At 45.4% G+C, this 14610-nt stretch carries 11 protein-coding genes and 1 pseudogene; 10 read left to right on the top strand and 2 right to left on the bottom strand.

The annotated features are described in order from the left end of the window. Positions 1 to 17: 17 nt before the first annotated feature. From IE064_RS01415 to IE064_RS01405, 3 genes are all read left to right on the top strand, one after another. Positions 18 to 2381: a DNA polymerase II gene (locus IE064_RS01415; protein ID WP_189615744.1), complete on the top strand. Its 2364-nt coding sequence runs from the start codon at positions 18 to 20 to the stop codon at positions 2379 to 2381. A 425-nt stretch (positions 2382 to 2806) separates the two neighbouring features. Further along, positions 2807 to 5491 carry a TonB-dependent receptor gene (locus IE064_RS01410; RefSeq protein ID WP_189615742.1) on the top strand — a complete coding sequence of 895 codons (2685 nt, stop codon included), beginning with the start codon at positions 2807 to 2809 and terminating at the stop codon, positions 5489 to 5491. A 162-nt stretch (positions 5492 to 5653) separates the two neighbouring features. Next, positions 5654 to 5899 (top strand): hypothetical protein, encoded by a 246-nt coding sequence (locus tag IE064_RS01405; protein WP_189615740.1) that lies wholly within the window; start codon positions 5654 to 5656, stop codon positions 5897 to 5899. A 151-nt stretch (positions 5900 to 6050) separates the two neighbouring features. On the opposite strand, the pseudogene IE064_RS18095 reads toward IE064_RS01405, so the two are convergent. Next, a pseudogene (locus IE064_RS18095) lies at positions 6051 to 6869 on the bottom strand (transposase); the annotation flags it as partial. 263 nt (positions 6870 to 7132) lie between these two features. On the opposite strand from IE064_RS18095, the gene IE064_RS01390 reads away from it, so the two are divergent. From IE064_RS01390 to IE064_RS01365, 6 genes are read left to right on the top strand one after another with little or no spacing between them, the layout of a single operon-like run. Continuing rightward, positions 7133 to 7915 carry a DUF3450 domain-containing protein gene (locus IE064_RS01390; protein WP_189615735.1) on the top strand — a complete coding sequence of 261 codons (783 nt, stop codon included), beginning with the start codon at positions 7133 to 7135 and terminating at the stop codon, positions 7913 to 7915. Next, positions 7915 to 9270, top strand: a complete 1356-nt coding sequence (locus IE064_RS01385; protein ID WP_133037631.1) for a MotA/TolQ/ExbB proton channel family protein — start codon at positions 7915 to 7917, stop codon at positions 9268 to 9270. The genes IE064_RS01390 and IE064_RS01385 overlap by 1 nt, the downstream gene beginning before the upstream one ends. Further along, entirely contained in the window at positions 9270 to 9797 is a 528-nt protein-coding gene (locus tag IE064_RS01380) for a MotA/TolQ/ExbB proton channel family protein (RefSeq protein ID WP_133037630.1), read from the top strand. Before IE064_RS01385 ends, IE064_RS01380 begins: the two co-directional genes overlap by 1 nt. Positions 9798 to 9810: 13 nt before the next feature. Next, a complete protein-coding gene (locus IE064_RS01375; RefSeq protein ID WP_133037629.1) occupies positions 9811 to 10215 on the top strand; it encodes an ExbD/TolR family protein in 405 nt (134 codons plus the stop codon). A 1-nt stretch (position 10216) separates the two neighbouring features. Continuing rightward, a complete protein-coding gene (locus tag IE064_RS01370) occupies positions 10217 to 10837 on the top strand; it encodes an energy transducer TonB (protein WP_189615733.1) in 621 nt (206 codons plus the stop codon). A gap of 1 nt (position 10838) precedes the next feature. Then, positions 10839 to 12083 (top strand): tetratricopeptide repeat protein, encoded by a 1245-nt coding sequence (locus IE064_RS01365; RefSeq protein ID WP_133037627.1) that lies wholly within the window; start codon positions 10839 to 10841, stop codon positions 12081 to 12083. Positions 12084 to 12118: 35 nt separating this feature from the next. Here IE064_RS01365 and IE064_RS01360 read toward each other — a convergent pair whose 3' ends face one another. Beyond that, a complete protein-coding gene (locus IE064_RS01360) occupies positions 12119 to 12625 on the bottom strand; it encodes a nucleotidyl cyclase domain-containing protein (protein WP_133037626.1) in 507 nt (168 codons plus the stop codon). Positions 12626 to 12704: 79 nt separating this feature from the next. On the opposite strand from IE064_RS01360, the gene IE064_RS01355 reads away from it, so the two are divergent. After that, entirely contained in the window at positions 12705 to 14525 is a 1821-nt protein-coding gene (locus tag IE064_RS01355; protein ID WP_189615731.1) for a DUF885 domain-containing protein, read from the top strand. Positions 14526 to 14610: the final 85 nt, after the last annotated feature.

Here is a 14610-nt window from a genome sequence, read left to right as displayed (position 1 = left end):
GTCAGCGGATGTGTTTTATGCCCGCCAGTGGTTTTACAACAGTCAAAGGCCGCATTCTTACCCGGCAGACGTTATATTCTGCGGAGGGTATGAGTCTGCGTTACTGTTTGAAAACCGATTCAGGACCGTTGACCGTGGACGTCCCAGACCAGGCACAAGTGGCCTTTGTTCCACAATTTGCGGTCGCTGCGGTAACTCACAGATTTCCCACTATCTCCTGTCGCTCTTTGTCGCTCAAGGATTTTCAGCAGCAGCCTATGGCAGCGGTATATTGCCATAACCGTAAATTGTTTCGTGATCTGCAACGTTGGAGTCGGGAACATAATATCGCATTGCATGAAGCAGAAATTCGCCCTCATCAACGGTATCTGATTGAACGCTTTATCGCCTTGGATGCCGAATTTTTTGGACGATTTGCTGACGATGATGCAACCCATTTCATTGCTAGTAAAGCGCGCCCCGTGACCTTGGGCGATGATATCAAACTGAGAGTTGTGTCACTTGATGTGGAATGCAGTTTTACTGGAGAGCTGTATTCCATCGGCTTGTATGGCGAGGATGAGCAGAAGCAACCTTTACGCAAAGTTATTATGGTCGGGCCAAAGCAAACGGCCGAAGAGTGGATAGACTGGGTGGCGGATGAGCGACAACTGTTAGCGGCTTCGGTCGCTTGGTTTGCTGCGTGGCAGCCGGACGTGATACTTGGATGGTCGGTGGTGACCTTCGACTTGGCGCTGTTATGGCGGCGTTTCACCTTTCATAGCATACTCCCTGCTCTTGGCCGTGATGGTGCTGTGCTTGAATGGCTGGTAGAAGACAAATTTCGCCCTGAAACACTGCAATTGCCTGGAATCGTTGTCCTTGATGGTATTGATTGGCTCAAAGCCGCATTTTACAAATTTGACCGTTATTCATTGGAATATGTATCGCGACAACTGTTAGGTGAAGGTAAGCAGATCCATGATGTCGGTAATCGTGGACAGGAAATTACTCGACTTTTTCAGCAAGACAAATTGGCACTAGCCCGTTACAACCTTAGTGATTGTCGATTGGTCTGGGAGATTTTTGGCAAAACGCATTTACTGCCATTTGCCATTGCCAGAGCGCAATTAACCGGACTAGGGTTTGGTCGGGTAGGTGCTTCTGTTGCGGCGTTTAACAACCTATATTTACCGCATCTGCACCGCGCCGGGTACGTTGCCCCAGCGAGTCCGCTGAGTGACGGACTGGAAAGCCCTGGCGGCTATGTGATGGACTCCATACCAGGGTTATATCGCGATATTCTGGTGCTAGATTTTAAAAGTCTGTATCCCTCTATCATCCGAACCTTCTTGATTGATCCGTTAGGTATGATCCTTGGACTGCAGCAGCCAGCCAGTGAAACCGTAGAAGGTTATCGCGGTGCCCGATTTGCCAGACAACAGCATATTCTACCGCAGCTAGTGGAAAAGCTAGCACAGGCTCGAGAACAGGCGAAGCTAAATCAAGATGCGCCATTATCCCAGGCCATCAAGATCATCATGAACTCGTTGTATGGAGTGTTGGGTTCCCGCGGCTGCGTATTTCACGATGCGCGGCTTGCCAGTTCCATCACCATGCGCGGCCACTGGATCATGCAGACCACTAAGGCTTGGATTGAGCAGCAAGGCTATCAGGTCATCTACGGTGACACCGACTCCACATTTGTCTGGCTTGGTGAACATCACGGAATAGAAGACCCCGTGGCTTTTGGGCACCAACTTGCCGCGAACATCACGCAGAAGTGGCGAGAGCACATCAAACAGGCTTTTGCGCTGGATAGCTCGCTGGAGTTGGAATTTGACAGTCATTATCAGCGTTTTTTGATGCCGACGTTGCGAGGTTCCTCTGAAGGCTCAAAAAAACGTTACGTCGGTGCAGTTCGCAGTAGTGACGGAGAACTCGAACTGGTGTTTAAAGGGATGGAACAAGTGCGCAGTGACTGGAGCCCACTCGCTAAGCGTATTCAATATGAACTTTATCATCGCTTATTTAACGATTGCGATGTAACAGAGTATTTAGCAGCACAAGCGGAATTGTTACAACAAGGTAAATTGGATGAAGAGCTGGTGTTCAGCAAACAGTTGAGACGTTCACTCGATGCGTATCAATCCAATGTCCCGCATGTGAAAGCTGCTCAAATGCAGGTCGATGCTTTGAATGACCCGTCATATGGCAAAAAGGGCCAACGCATCGATTATGTCATCACCGTCAATGGCCCGGAACCTCAAGCGCTAAGGCGCTCTGCTATTGATTACTCCTACTATCTGGATAAACAGATAAAACCCATTGCGGAGCCAGTGCTTTCGCTTCTGCAGCTGTCCTTCGAGCAGCTAGTTCTCAGGCAGATGACATTGATCTGAGATCTGAAGCAGGTTTCCCTTCATTTTTCATTATTTAACTGATTTTCAATAATTAACATTCGTCGGGAGATATTGTAAGTAACTGTTAATTTGCCTATTTTTCAATTAAATTGCTCATTTGGTGTTTAGGTCTAATTTGAGTTGATAAATCAGAGTAAAAATCTATAAAATTCATAAAATTTACAAAAAAATATCGAAAATATTTATATTTTCAACATTTAATGCTTTTATGTGTTTCTTCCGGATTATTCTGGAGTGTTCTTCTGTGTTTATCAATAGTTTTATTTGCGTTGATAAAATGTTTTTTATGTGATTTTATTTGTGTTGGAATTTACATGATGTTCTTAAATGTGAGCATTGTGTTTACATAAATTGCGGCCAAAACGCTGACAATTATAAAATTGAAAAGTCCAAGGGAGAATAGTATGAACAACAAAGGTTTCCTTGCAAAATCGATAAGATATGCATTATTGGGAAGTGTGGTAACGGGTGTTTTTGCAAGTGGCTTTGCTATCGCTGCAGAAGAAGAAAAAAAAACTGATAAGGACGAAAATGCCAAGGTTGAACGCATTGAGGTTACAGGTTCTCGCATTAAACAAGTCGATATGGAGTCAGCTTCTCCTGTAACGGTTATCACTGCTGCTGACATTAAAGTTACAGGCGAAACTTCGGTGGCTGACGTACTGAATAACACTAGCGCCAACAGTTTTGGTTCTTGGCGCGGGATGTCTGGCTATGGCGCAGGCGCGAGCGCTACCAGTGATATCAATTTGCGTGGATTAGGGGCTCAAGCGACTCTAGTGCTTTTGGATGGGCGTCGTATGCCTGGTACCTCTTCCAGCTCTGGCACAGTGGCTGATACTTCCACTATCCCTATGGCCATTGTAGAACGCATCGAAATTTTGCGTGATGGAGCATCAGCTGTTTATGGCTCGGATGCAGTTGCAGGGGTAATTAATATTATCACTAAAAAAGATTTTGATGGTGTTGAGCTTAACTACGATGGTGAAGTTCCTAAAGTTGAAGGTGGTAACTCTAACCGTTTTTCCATTGCAACTGGTTTTACAACTGATCGTGGTAACATCAATGTGACTTTTGAGCACTATGATACTCAAGCGGTGATGGATCGTGATATATGGAAAGTTAATGACCCAGATTATTATGGGTTTAGTTCTTTCAGTTCTGTACCAAATGGTTATTACAATACCGGAAACTTAGATGAAGATGGTGACCCAATATACTCATATTACGGCAATTCTGATTTATGTAGTCAAACAGAAAATGTTGTAGATAGTACAGATGGCGTAAATAATGGCCGTTGTTTATATAACTATGGTCAAGTTACCAAGCTATTCGGTGATGTTAATAAAAACAACCTGCTTTCTAACTTTAATTATAAGTTAGGGGATGATTTAACTATGCGCGGTCGCTTGATGGCAAGCACATCTGAAACCCAGGCCCGTTATGCAGGTACTCCTGTCTCCACGAATTATCCAGTGATGGCAGCAGATAATCCAAACAATCCAACTGGTAAAGATATGACGTTGTATATGCGTTCTGTACAGATCGGTGAACGTGATTCAAGTATTGAAAATACGTCAATCGATGCTCTACTAGGATTGCAAGGTTATATTGATATTGGTAATGGCATTGACTGGGAAGTTAATGCACAACATACACGCTCGAAAACCAATGAATTTAGTTACAATCTGATCAACGACAATATTATTCAGTCGCTGATTGATACTGGTGATTACGATATCTTCAATACTACGGGCATGAGTTACACTGATTGGAATGCGCAGATGGAAGATCTGTATTACCAAGCGTCTCATACTGGTGCATATGAAGGTAAGTTTATCAGCTCACAAATTGATGGGCTTGTATCCACAACACTTGCCACTTCTGGTGATTTCTCCCTGGCTGGTGTACTTGGTTCTGAGTATGAAAAAATCAAGTATGTGCAGAAGAGTGATCCAGAATCGGCGCAGGGCATTATTTCTGGAGGATCTGGTGGTGATGACGTAGATGCCACGCGTGACCGCACCTCCGTGTATGTTGAGTTACAAGCTAACCTTCCATATAACATAGATCTGTCAGCAGCTGCGCGTTATGAAAAGTATGAGCAGGAAGGGAATATCGCCTCTGGTCATGCATCTTCGACCTTTGATGACTTAGTACCTAAATTGTCTGCCAGCTGGCGGCCAATAGATGATTTGCTAGTTCGAGCTAGCTGGGGTAAATCTTTCCGTGCCCCTAATATGGGTGAAATGTTTTCCGGTGAAGCGCTGAGTTTTGAAAGCACTTATGATACGGTTTATTGTTCCGACAATACAGATGCCAACTATTGTCGTTCTGGTCAACAGCATAAAACTCTCTACGGTGGTAACCCAGATCTGAAAGCAGAAGAAGGTGAATCAGCAACAGTAGGTTTTGTATGGAACATTCTGGACAACCTGAGTTTAGAAACATCTTATTACCACATTACATATGACAACAAAATTGAGGTTGTTGATGTAGCTGATTTGGTTCGCGAAGAAGTTGAAAACGGCGGGTCTCCATATATTGTTCGTGGTGACGATGGAAAGATTGAGACCATTCACTCTCAGTACCGTAACCTGTCAGGTGTGAAGACCAGTGGTATCGATTTAGTCTCACGTTACAAACTCGAAACAGGCGTGGGCGACTTCGGTTTCAAACTGGAAGCTTCGAAGATCTTTGAATACAAGCAACAGAATGAAGCCGGTGCCGAATACTTCGATTATTCTGGGCTGCAAGATTACCCAGAACTTCGTGGTAATATATCGGTAGACTGGAATTATGATAACTGGAGTGCTGCGTGGACAACTTATTATATTAGTTCACAGAATTCTGGTAATGAAGAATATGGCGTTGACTATCTGAAGGATATCCCTTCATATGTTAAGCATAACGTGCAGGTCAGTTATACACATCCATGGAATGGTAGCATTACACTTGGTGTTAATAACTTGTTTGATAAAGAAGCACCAAACTGGTACAACGATGGGTATGATTTCCGTGATGCTAATACTGGACTATATGACGTACTTGGCAGGACTCTTTATGTAACTGTTAATCAGAAGTTCTAGTCATTTTATTGGTTGTTTTAAGGTTAAGTCCTCGGCTTTGCCGGGGACTGTTTCTGAGCTTGATAAACATCCACTGTAGATAAAACATGCAATTAGTGATCTATGTCAGGAATAGAGCCTCGTACGGACATTTGTATTTTTAAGGGTTCTATAGGAGTATTTATGGTAGGTAAAATATTAATGGGGACTTGTGCTGCGGTTATACTGAGCGCTTGCACTTCGACAACAAAAGCTACAAAAGATGAACAAGCAAAAAGTGCGGCTAATGGATATCGTTGCGAAACCGTTACTGTTACTGGGTCAAGAATGCCCCAAAGGCGTTGCACCACTGAACAAGAACGTGAACAAGAGAAACGTGAAGCTGAAGCATTGATGCGTCAAAATAGGGTTCTTACGAAAGAGAATTAAGATTAGGAAGGATGTTTTCTAGCATGCATGCGAGGGCGTTCAAAAGTCTGTGTCAGCTAATTAGAGCTAGATAAGACGGAGGGGGTTCAATATTCCGTGTCAGATATAGTCAGAACTAATACACCAATCACAGTTCGATATGAGCGTCTAAGCGCCCCTCGAAGTGTATCGACAACTGTGACATTGTTAGATTACTGTCCGGTGAATAACTCATTGCCCAGCCTATTGGCTTGCGGGCAAACAGGTCGAGTACCACAGCCAGATAAGCCCAGCGGTTGCCCGTCCAGATGAAACTGACATCACCACACCAGACCTGATCCGGCGTTGTAACGGCGAACTGCCTGTCGAGCAAGTTTGGAATAGCAACGTGCTCCTGCGTTGCTTTCCTGTAAGTATGTTTTGGCAACTGACAGCTGAATAAACTCAGCGCTTTCATCAATTTTCCTGCACGGTATCGGCTCAGCGTAATGTCGTGGGACTCATCGTTCGTGATAATGTCTGAGAGGGTTCTGGCCCCGGCAGAACCGCCACTCTGTCGATACGCTTCACGTACTAAGCTACGCAGCCGGATAGCTTCCGTCGATGGTCGCTTATCGCGCTGCTGCCAGTATTTAAAGGTGCTACGGTGGACATCCAGTACCGCACACAGATGATTAACCGAATAACGGTGCTTATTTATTGCTCTGACTCAGCTTCTCGATTAACGAGAGTGTTTCATGGAGTCCGACATCAACAGAGCAGAAGCCTTTTTTAAAATTTCCTTTTCTAATTCAAGGCGTTCAATTTGCTTTTTCAGTTCACGAATTTCGCGTTGCTCAGGCGTCATGGGTGAGGCCTGAGGTGTTTTCCCCGCACGCTCTTCTCGCAATTGTTTAACCCATTTACCCAGCGTTGAATAACCAACGCCCATCGCTTCAGCGGCTACTCTATTCGTATAACCTTGGTCAACTACCAGTTGTGCTGTTTCCAGTCTGAATTCAGGGCTGAAATTCGGGCCACTCCATTAAATTTAGGGTTAAATTTTTACTGTTTTTTCGCCTCTCCATTAGTTGACACCGGTCAACATTTTATGAAATGATTCCTGCGGGTCTATGCCTTATATAAGGTATAGAAAGGGAAGAAAAATCTAACAATCACAAGAGAAAGATGTACTTATGGGCGGTAAAAGCTGAGTAAAAAGCAAAAAACGTCGATAAGTTGACCTGTTTATTCACTTCAAATTGGTTGGGAACTATGTCCAAGGTAAGCAATAGAACCAAAATCGCTTCTGCGCTTGTTGGCGCGCTGGCATTAGCCAGCAGCAACTTAGTTGTTGCCGATCCTCTTGCTGATGCCCAAAAAGCAGCTAGTCAGATCCATGCTGATGCTGCGGCGTCTCAGAAGAAGATCGATAAGTACTTTGATCAGGCTCAGGATATGCTTTTTGAATATTCTAACGTAGCAGATCAAAGAGAATCGCTGAAAGCCTATAATGATTATTTGGCAACGCTGGTTGCCGATCAGGATAGAACCATGAAGGGCATTCAGGACGACATCAACGGCGTAGATAAGCTGCGTCAGGGTGTTGTGCCTTTGATGTTCAAGATGGTAACTGCACTGGAAAAATTCGTAGCGCTGGATCTTCCTTTCAGAAGTGAAGATCGTCATGAGCGTGTAGAAAATCTCAAAAACCTGCTGAATAGCGCCGATGTTACTCTCGCAGAAAAATTCCGTATGATCTTGGATGCGTATAGCATCGAGCGTGATTATGGCAATTTTGTTGACGTTGAAACCGGTAAGCTAAATCTGGATGGCAAAGAAGTGCTGGTTGACTTCTTCCGCTTGGGTCGCGTTGCTCTGTATGCACAGAGTTTGGACCAGAAGACTGCCTGGATGTACAACACTGAAACTAAGGGTTGGGATAAGCTGGACGACGGCTATCTGCGTGACATCACCAAAGGCATTCGTATTGCCCGTAAGCAAGGGGCAATGGATCTGTTCGCGTTACCTATTCCAGCTGCGGAGGCTGCTAAATAATGAAGAAGTTAATCACTACAGCGCTAGTTGCTGCAAGTTTCTCTTTGGTCTCTGGAATGGTTAGCGCTGCTGACGCTCCAAAAACCATTGATCAGTTATTGCAACAAATCAAAACTGAACGTGCCGATCAGGGTAAGATTAACGCGAAACGCGAAGCTGAGTTTCAGGCTGAACGCGGTGACAAAGCTGCTTTGTTACAGCGTGAAAAGAACGCTTTAGCTGCCGAAAAGAAACGTGGCGAAGATCTGAATAAACAATTCAGCGACAACGAACACAAAATCGCCCAGTTAGAAGACGACCTGAAAACTGCTCAGGGTGACCTTGGTGAAATGTTTGGGGTGGTTAAAGGTGAAGCTGGTGATTTTGCCGGTAAGCTGATCAACTCTAACGTCAGTGCTCAATATCCAGGCCGTGACAAGTTCATCGCTGATTTAGGTGCTCGTAAACAGCTGCCGAAAATTGAAGAGCTGGAAAAGTTCTGGGAAGAAGAACTGTTTGAAATGAACCAGAGCGGTAAAGTGGTGAAGTTTGATGGTTCTGTGACTGATATTGATGGTAACGTTCAGACAACCTCTATCACGCGTATTGGTGCGTTCAACTTACTGGCTAACGGCAAGTATGTGGTATGGAACCCTAACCTGAACCTGATTCAGGAACTGTCTCAGCAGCCTGAAGGTTATATGGTTAGCGCTGCCGCTGACTTTGAAAAGGCGACTTCTGGCACTGCAAAGGTCTATATTGATCCGGGTCGTGGTGCTCTGTTGAACATCTTCACTCAGAAAGCCAGCCTTGAAGACCGCATTGAGTCTGCAGGTATTATCGGTTACATCATCATGGCAGTATTGGCCTTAGGTCTGGTGATCGCGATTGAACGTATGATTACTCTGTCAGTTGTTGCTGCCAAAGTTAAATCTCAGGCTAAGCACATTGACAAACCTGGTAATAACCCACTGGGTCGTGTCCTGAAAGTTTACTTCGATAATAAAGATATCGATGTTGAAACTCTGGAGTTGAAACTTGACGAAGCAATTCTGAAAGAAACTCCGGCGTTAGAAGCGCGTATCTCTATCCTGAAAGTGATGGCAGCGATTGCACCAATGTTAGGTCTGCTGGGTACCGTAACCGGTATGATTGCTACCTTCCAGTCAATCCAGCTGTTCGGTACTGGCGATCCAAAACTGATGGCGGGTGGTATCTCTATGGCTCTGGTAACGACAGTTCAGGGTCTGATTGCTGCGTTGCCGCTGATGCTGGCTCATGCTTTGTGCGTAACTCGTAGTAAATCCGTTGTTCAGATTATTGAAGAACAGAGTGCTGGTCTGATCGCGATGCATGCTGAGAAGAGGGCTGACTAATGATGCTATACCTGATGGACGTTTGGGCAACCGTCAGGGGCTTCATGGCCGCCGGGGGAAATATCCTTTGGCTGGTAGCGCTTGTGCTGTTCCTTATGTGGGCATTGATGCTTGAACGTTATTGGTACGTCAATTGGGTCGCACCGAAAGTTCATAAGCAGATCATAGCCTCATGGAATGCCAGAGAGGACAGACATTCTTGGTATGCACACCGCATCCGTGAGGCCTGGGTGTCCCAGGCAACTCAAGAGATTAGAGCTCGTATGCTGATCATTAATACCCTAGTAGCTATCTGCCCGATGATCGGGTTGTTAGGTACGGTAACAGGGATGGTGTCAGTGTTCGATGTGATGGCAGTTCAAGGGACGAGTAATGCTCGTCTAATGGCTGCGGGTATTTCATTAGCAACCATGCCAACTATGGCGGGAATGGTGGCAGCATTGTCAGGTGTGTTTTTTAGCACGCGTCTCGATGCCAAGATGAAGATCCGCATGGAAAAGTTAAAAGACAGACTGCCTCAGCACTAGAGAGAGATTTAACATGGCACGTAAGAAGCATTCCAGTATAGACGAGGAAGCGCAGATCGATATGACCCCGATGCTCGACATCGTGTTCATTATGTTGATCTTCTTCATCGTAACTACGTCGTTTGTGAAGCCATCAGGTTTGGACTACAACAAACCTCAGGCGGCACATGCGACTTCTAAACCATCGGCTAACATCTTTATCGGCGTCAGTAAAACTGGTGTGATTATGATGGAAAACCGTCAGGTTGATATTGAACGGGTGTCAGCAAACGTTGAACGTATGCTGGCTGAGGCTCCTGAAGCCGCAGTGCTGATCCAAGCTGACAAAGAAGCCAAACATGGTTTGGTGGTTCGTGTTATGGATCAGGTTAAAGCTGCTGGTGTAGACAAGATCTCGGTATCTGCGGGGAAAGACTGATATGTTTAGAGCACTAGTATCTATCATTATTGGTGCTGCTGTTACATTTGGTCTGTTTTGGTTTATGGCTACTCTGGTTGGTGGCGGCGCGAAACGTGCCGACACCTCCGCTGACTCGCCGGTCATTGAGATCACAATGGATAAGCAGGACTCCCAGGCGCAGAAGAAGGTCAGAGAAACCCCTAAACCACCACCACCACCAGAGCAACCGCCTCAGATGGATGAAACTCCACCTGATGACTCCTCCAATATTGATACTTCTATGAGTTTCAGTTTTGGCGCTGTTGCATCAGGTCCGGCTAGCACCGGATTTAAGCTGGGCAATATGATGACTCGTGATGGCGATGCGACTCCTATCGTTCGTATCGAACCACAGTATCCGATTGCTGCAGCACGTGACGGTAAAGAAGGTTGGGTGCAGCTGAGTTTCACGATTACTGAAACCGGTAGCGTTGATGACGTAGAAGTTATTGACGCCGATCCTAAGCGTATCTTCGATCGTGAAGCGATCCGGGCGCTGAGGAAGTGGAAATACAAACCAAAGATTGTTGACGGCAAGCCCCAGAGACAGCCTGGTCAGAAAGTTCAATTGGACTTTAAGCTGAATAAGGGAGGCAACTAAGATGCATAAAGTGACAAAACTTGCTGCAGCTTTAGTGTTGACTTTTTCAGGCAGCATAGTGATGAATACCGCAGTTGCGGCTGAGAAGTGTCCTATTGACCTTCGTCAGTCAAAAGCTGTGGGGGAATCATCTGCGCGTAAGGTTCAGAAGGCTTTTGAAGCATACCAGGCTGGTAAGTTGGATGATGCTATTGCAACATTGCTGGAAGCTGACCCACGTGGCGAGTTTGATAAAGCTTATGTCGACCGTATGCTGGGTAACTTCTACGCAGAGAAGGGTCAGATGGATAAAGCCATCAAGTACCTGAAAGTTGCAGTAGATGCTGATGTGTTGGGCGGTGTAGACCACGCTGCGACCTTGCGGCTTTATTCTGACCTGTTGTTGCAGGAGAAAAAGTACAAGGAAGCCATCACCTACTATCGTAAGTGGATGAATTTCACCTGTAAGAAAGATGCGATTGTCTATCGTCGTATGGCGATTGCTTACACAGAAATGCAGCAATGGGATAATGCGTTAAAGACCGTAAATGAAGGGATATCTGTTATGGATAAACCGGATAAAGGTCTGTATCAGCTGAAATTCCAATCACTGTTCAACCTGAAAAAATACAAAGATGCTGTTGGTGTGTTAGAGGTGATGGTACCGCTGTTCCCTGACGATAAACGTCTGTGGGTACAGTTGGCGCAGCTCTATCTGTTGACAGAAGACTATGACCGTTCTCTGGCTACCTATGAAATCGCCTATGAAGGTGGTTTCTTAGAAAAATCAGACAACATCGTTCGTTTATGTCAGCTGTTGGCTTCTAAAGGGTCACCATATCGTGGTGCAACAATCCTTGAGAAGCATATCAAGAGTGGCGTAGTGCCTAAAGATGAGAAAAACCTTAGCATGCTGGCAGGTTTCTTCCATCAGGCTAAAGATCTGAAGGATGCGGCTAGCTATTATGGTCAAGCTGCATCTATGAGCACAGGTGGAACCCTTTATCTGAAACAGGGACGTTTGTTGTCTCTGGATCAGAAATATAAAGAGTCTATCCCAGTGTTTGAACAGGCTCTGAAGGCCGGCTTGGATAATCCAGGTGAAGCTCAGTATGAATTGATGTTGGCGTATTTGAATCTGAAGCAATACAAGGAAGCATATCGTTATGCGGAATTGGCTGCCAAAGATAAGAAGACCGCAAAAAGTGCAACCAACTATATCTCCTATATCAAAGATAAGGCGCGTATTCATAAGGTTTCGCTGTAAATTGAAAAGCCCCGTAAGGGGCTTTTTTATGCGCATTAATTACCTGTGATATGCAACACATCGTTGTTGGTTCTATCATTTTTCATGCAGCGGCTTTCCGCTTCAATAAATAACAACTCCGGCTTTATGTCAGTATTTGGCAGACATAGACAAGCGGCAATTCTGTAGTCCAATCCAATACCATGATGTTGTTTGTATTCGGCTGAAAACTCTCGCAGCTGGAGGTTTATTCTTTCGAGAACGGTGCGAGTACCTGCCTCATCGGTATTAAATAGGCCAACGGCAAAAAGTTGTTGATTCAGCCTGGCGAGTAAGTCGGTGGCTCTTAATAAAGATGCTTGAACTCTGCCAGTGAAAAAATCGAGTAAATGCGGTTGATTAATCATCCCGGGCAATAACGGCGACAAATATAGCAACGCCAAGCTTTGCTGTTCACGTAAATGTCGATACCATTCGCGATGAAAAACTTCCATGAAATAGGTTTGGTTATATACGCCGGTTTCAGGATCACGAAAGCCTGAATTGCTAAATGAATAGATCATGGAGCCCCGCCCATAGTTTGGTGTTTTCAAAGTATAGTGGAGCTTTTGCGACGAAGTGTCGTCTTGGAGAATTATCATAATGAACAAAGGGTTTAAGTTGGCTGTGGTAGGTTTTGCGGCGTTAGTCAGCACAGCATGTAACGAGCGGACAAATGCGGCAGCGGTTGCTCCATTGGCAACAGCAATACAAGCTCAAACGGTAGACAAGCAATATCTGGATATTGTCGATCAATATTTCAAAGCGTACCTGAAGCTGGAACCTCTTTACGCAACTTTTGCTGGTGTTAACGACTATAACGCTGAGTTTGGCGGTGATCTTACCGAACAATATTTGCAGGACAGTCATCAGCTTAATAGTCGGTATTTGGCGCTAGTGACGGCGTTGGATAGAAACAAATTATCGCCACAGTTGCAACTCAGTTATGACATGTTCATCTATGATCGGCAGATGGCTTTAGCAGGAGAAACGTTTCCCAGTTATCTGATGCCTATTAGCCAATTTTACAGCACTGTTATCACTATGGTGCAGCTCGGCAGTGGTGAGAGCGCTCAACCATTTAAAACTTCGACAGATTATGCAAATTGGCATCATCGGGTCACCGGGTTTGTACATTGGATGACATTGGCGCAACAGCGAATGAACGAGGGCATTAGCGCCCGGGTGGTGCTGCCCAAAGTGTTGGTGGAACGCATTATTCCACAATTGGACGCCCAACTTGTCGCTGCACCGGAAGATAGTATCTTCTTTGCTCCCGTAAAACATCTGCCAGCGCAGTTGTCAGATGTAGAGCGTACTAAAATCACGGCAGAATACCGTAATATGATTGTCGCCGAGTTATTGCCGGCATTTAAATCACTGCGTGATTACTTTCAGAACACCTATTTACCAGCCGCCAGAGACTCAGCTGGATTTTGGGATCTGCCCGATGGCAAAGCCTGGTATCAATACTTAGCCAATTTTCACACCACGACCACCATGCCCGTTGAGCAGATCCATGCAATAGGTCTGCAAGAAGTGGCGCGTATCCGCCAAGAAATGGATAAAGTACGTCAGCAAGTAGGGTTCCAGGGTGATTTACCCGCGTTTTTTGCCTCGCTGTCTTCTGAACCGCAATATTTTTTCAGCACTCCTGACGAGCTAATTCGTGGTTATGACGTGATTAAACAGCGAATTAATGCAGTATTGCCGCATTACTTTAATGTGATGCCAAAAGCGGATTATGTGGTCAAGCCAGTAGAAGCGTTCCGACAACAGTCTGCGGCGGGTGCATCTTATGATGCGCCTGCGGTAGATGGCAGTCGCCCGGGAATATTCTACATCAACACCTATAATCTCAAGGCGCAACCCAAATGGGGGATGACTACTTTGTCACTGCATGAGGCATCACCTGGGCACCATTTCCAAATCTCTATCAAGCAGGAACTGACCGGTGTCCCCGAATTTCAGCGTTTTGGCAGTTATACTGCCTTTGAAGAGGGCTGGGCACTCTATGCGGAATATTTAGGGATTGAAATGGGGATGTTTAACGATCCGTACCAGTATTTTGGCAAGTTATCAGATGAAATGCTGCGGGCCATGCGCTTAGTGGTCGACACCGGGATGCATGCTAACGGTTGGACTCGTGAACAGGCGATTCAATACATGAAAGACAATTCCCCTATGGCCGAGAGTGACATTATTGCCGAGGTGGAGCGTTACATGGCAATCCCAGGGCAAGCGTTGTCTTACAAAGTCGGACAGTTGAAAATCCTTGAGCTACGGCATAAGGCGGAGCAGACCTTGGGGGATAAATTTGATTTGAAAGCATTTCATGATCAAATGCTGACCTCGGGATCACTGCCACTGGCAGTGATGGAAGCCAAGATAAACAGCTGGATAGCGAGTCAGCAGCAATCCTGAGTTATTGCTCGCCTTCTGGCGGCATTTTGTGGACATTTACCGCTGTTGCAATTAATGATAATTGTCAGAAATTGCAGCTTGGCTG

The organism is Shewanella fodinae (assembly GCF_014651955.1).
Taxonomy (GTDB): Bacteria; Pseudomonadota; Gammaproteobacteria; order Enterobacterales; family Shewanellaceae; genus Shewanella; species Shewanella fodinae.
Note: the sequence above shows the minus strand (reverse complement) of the source record. Positions and strands in the feature narration are given on the sequence as shown.

Coding starts and splice junctions, on each gene's coding strand:
- IE064_RS01405 (WP_189615740.1), top strand. CDS start 5,654: ATGGTAGGTAAAATATTAATGGGGACTTGTGCTGCGGTTATACTGAGC.
- IE064_RS01415 (WP_189615744.1), top strand. CDS start 18: ATGCCCGCCAGTGGTTTTACAACAGTCAAAGGCCGCATTCTTACCCGG.
- IE064_RS01360 (WP_133037626.1), bottom strand. CDS start 12,625: ATGATCTATTCATTTAGCAATTCAGGCTTTCGTGATCCTGAAACCGGC.
- IE064_RS01385 (WP_133037631.1), top strand. CDS start 7,915: ATGAAGAAGTTAATCACTACAGCGCTAGTTGCTGCAAGTTTCTCTTTG.
- IE064_RS01380 (WP_133037630.1), top strand. CDS start 9,270: ATGATGCTATACCTGATGGACGTTTGGGCAACCGTCAGGGGCTTCATG.
- IE064_RS01375 (WP_133037629.1), top strand. CDS start 9,811: ATGGCACGTAAGAAGCATTCCAGTATAGACGAGGAAGCGCAGATCGAT.
- IE064_RS01410 (WP_189615742.1), top strand. CDS start 2,807: ATGAACAACAAAGGTTTCCTTGCAAAATCGATAAGATATGCATTATTG.
- IE064_RS01355 (WP_189615731.1), top strand. CDS start 12,705: ATGAACAAAGGGTTTAAGTTGGCTGTGGTAGGTTTTGCGGCGTTAGTC.
- IE064_RS01365 (WP_133037627.1), top strand. CDS start 10,839: ATGCATAAAGTGACAAAACTTGCTGCAGCTTTAGTGTTGACTTTTTCA.
- IE064_RS01370 (WP_189615733.1), top strand. CDS start 10,217: ATGTTTAGAGCACTAGTATCTATCATTATTGGTGCTGCTGTTACATTT.
- IE064_RS01390 (WP_189615735.1), top strand. CDS start 7,133: ATGTCCAAGGTAAGCAATAGAACCAAAATCGCTTCTGCGCTTGTTGGC.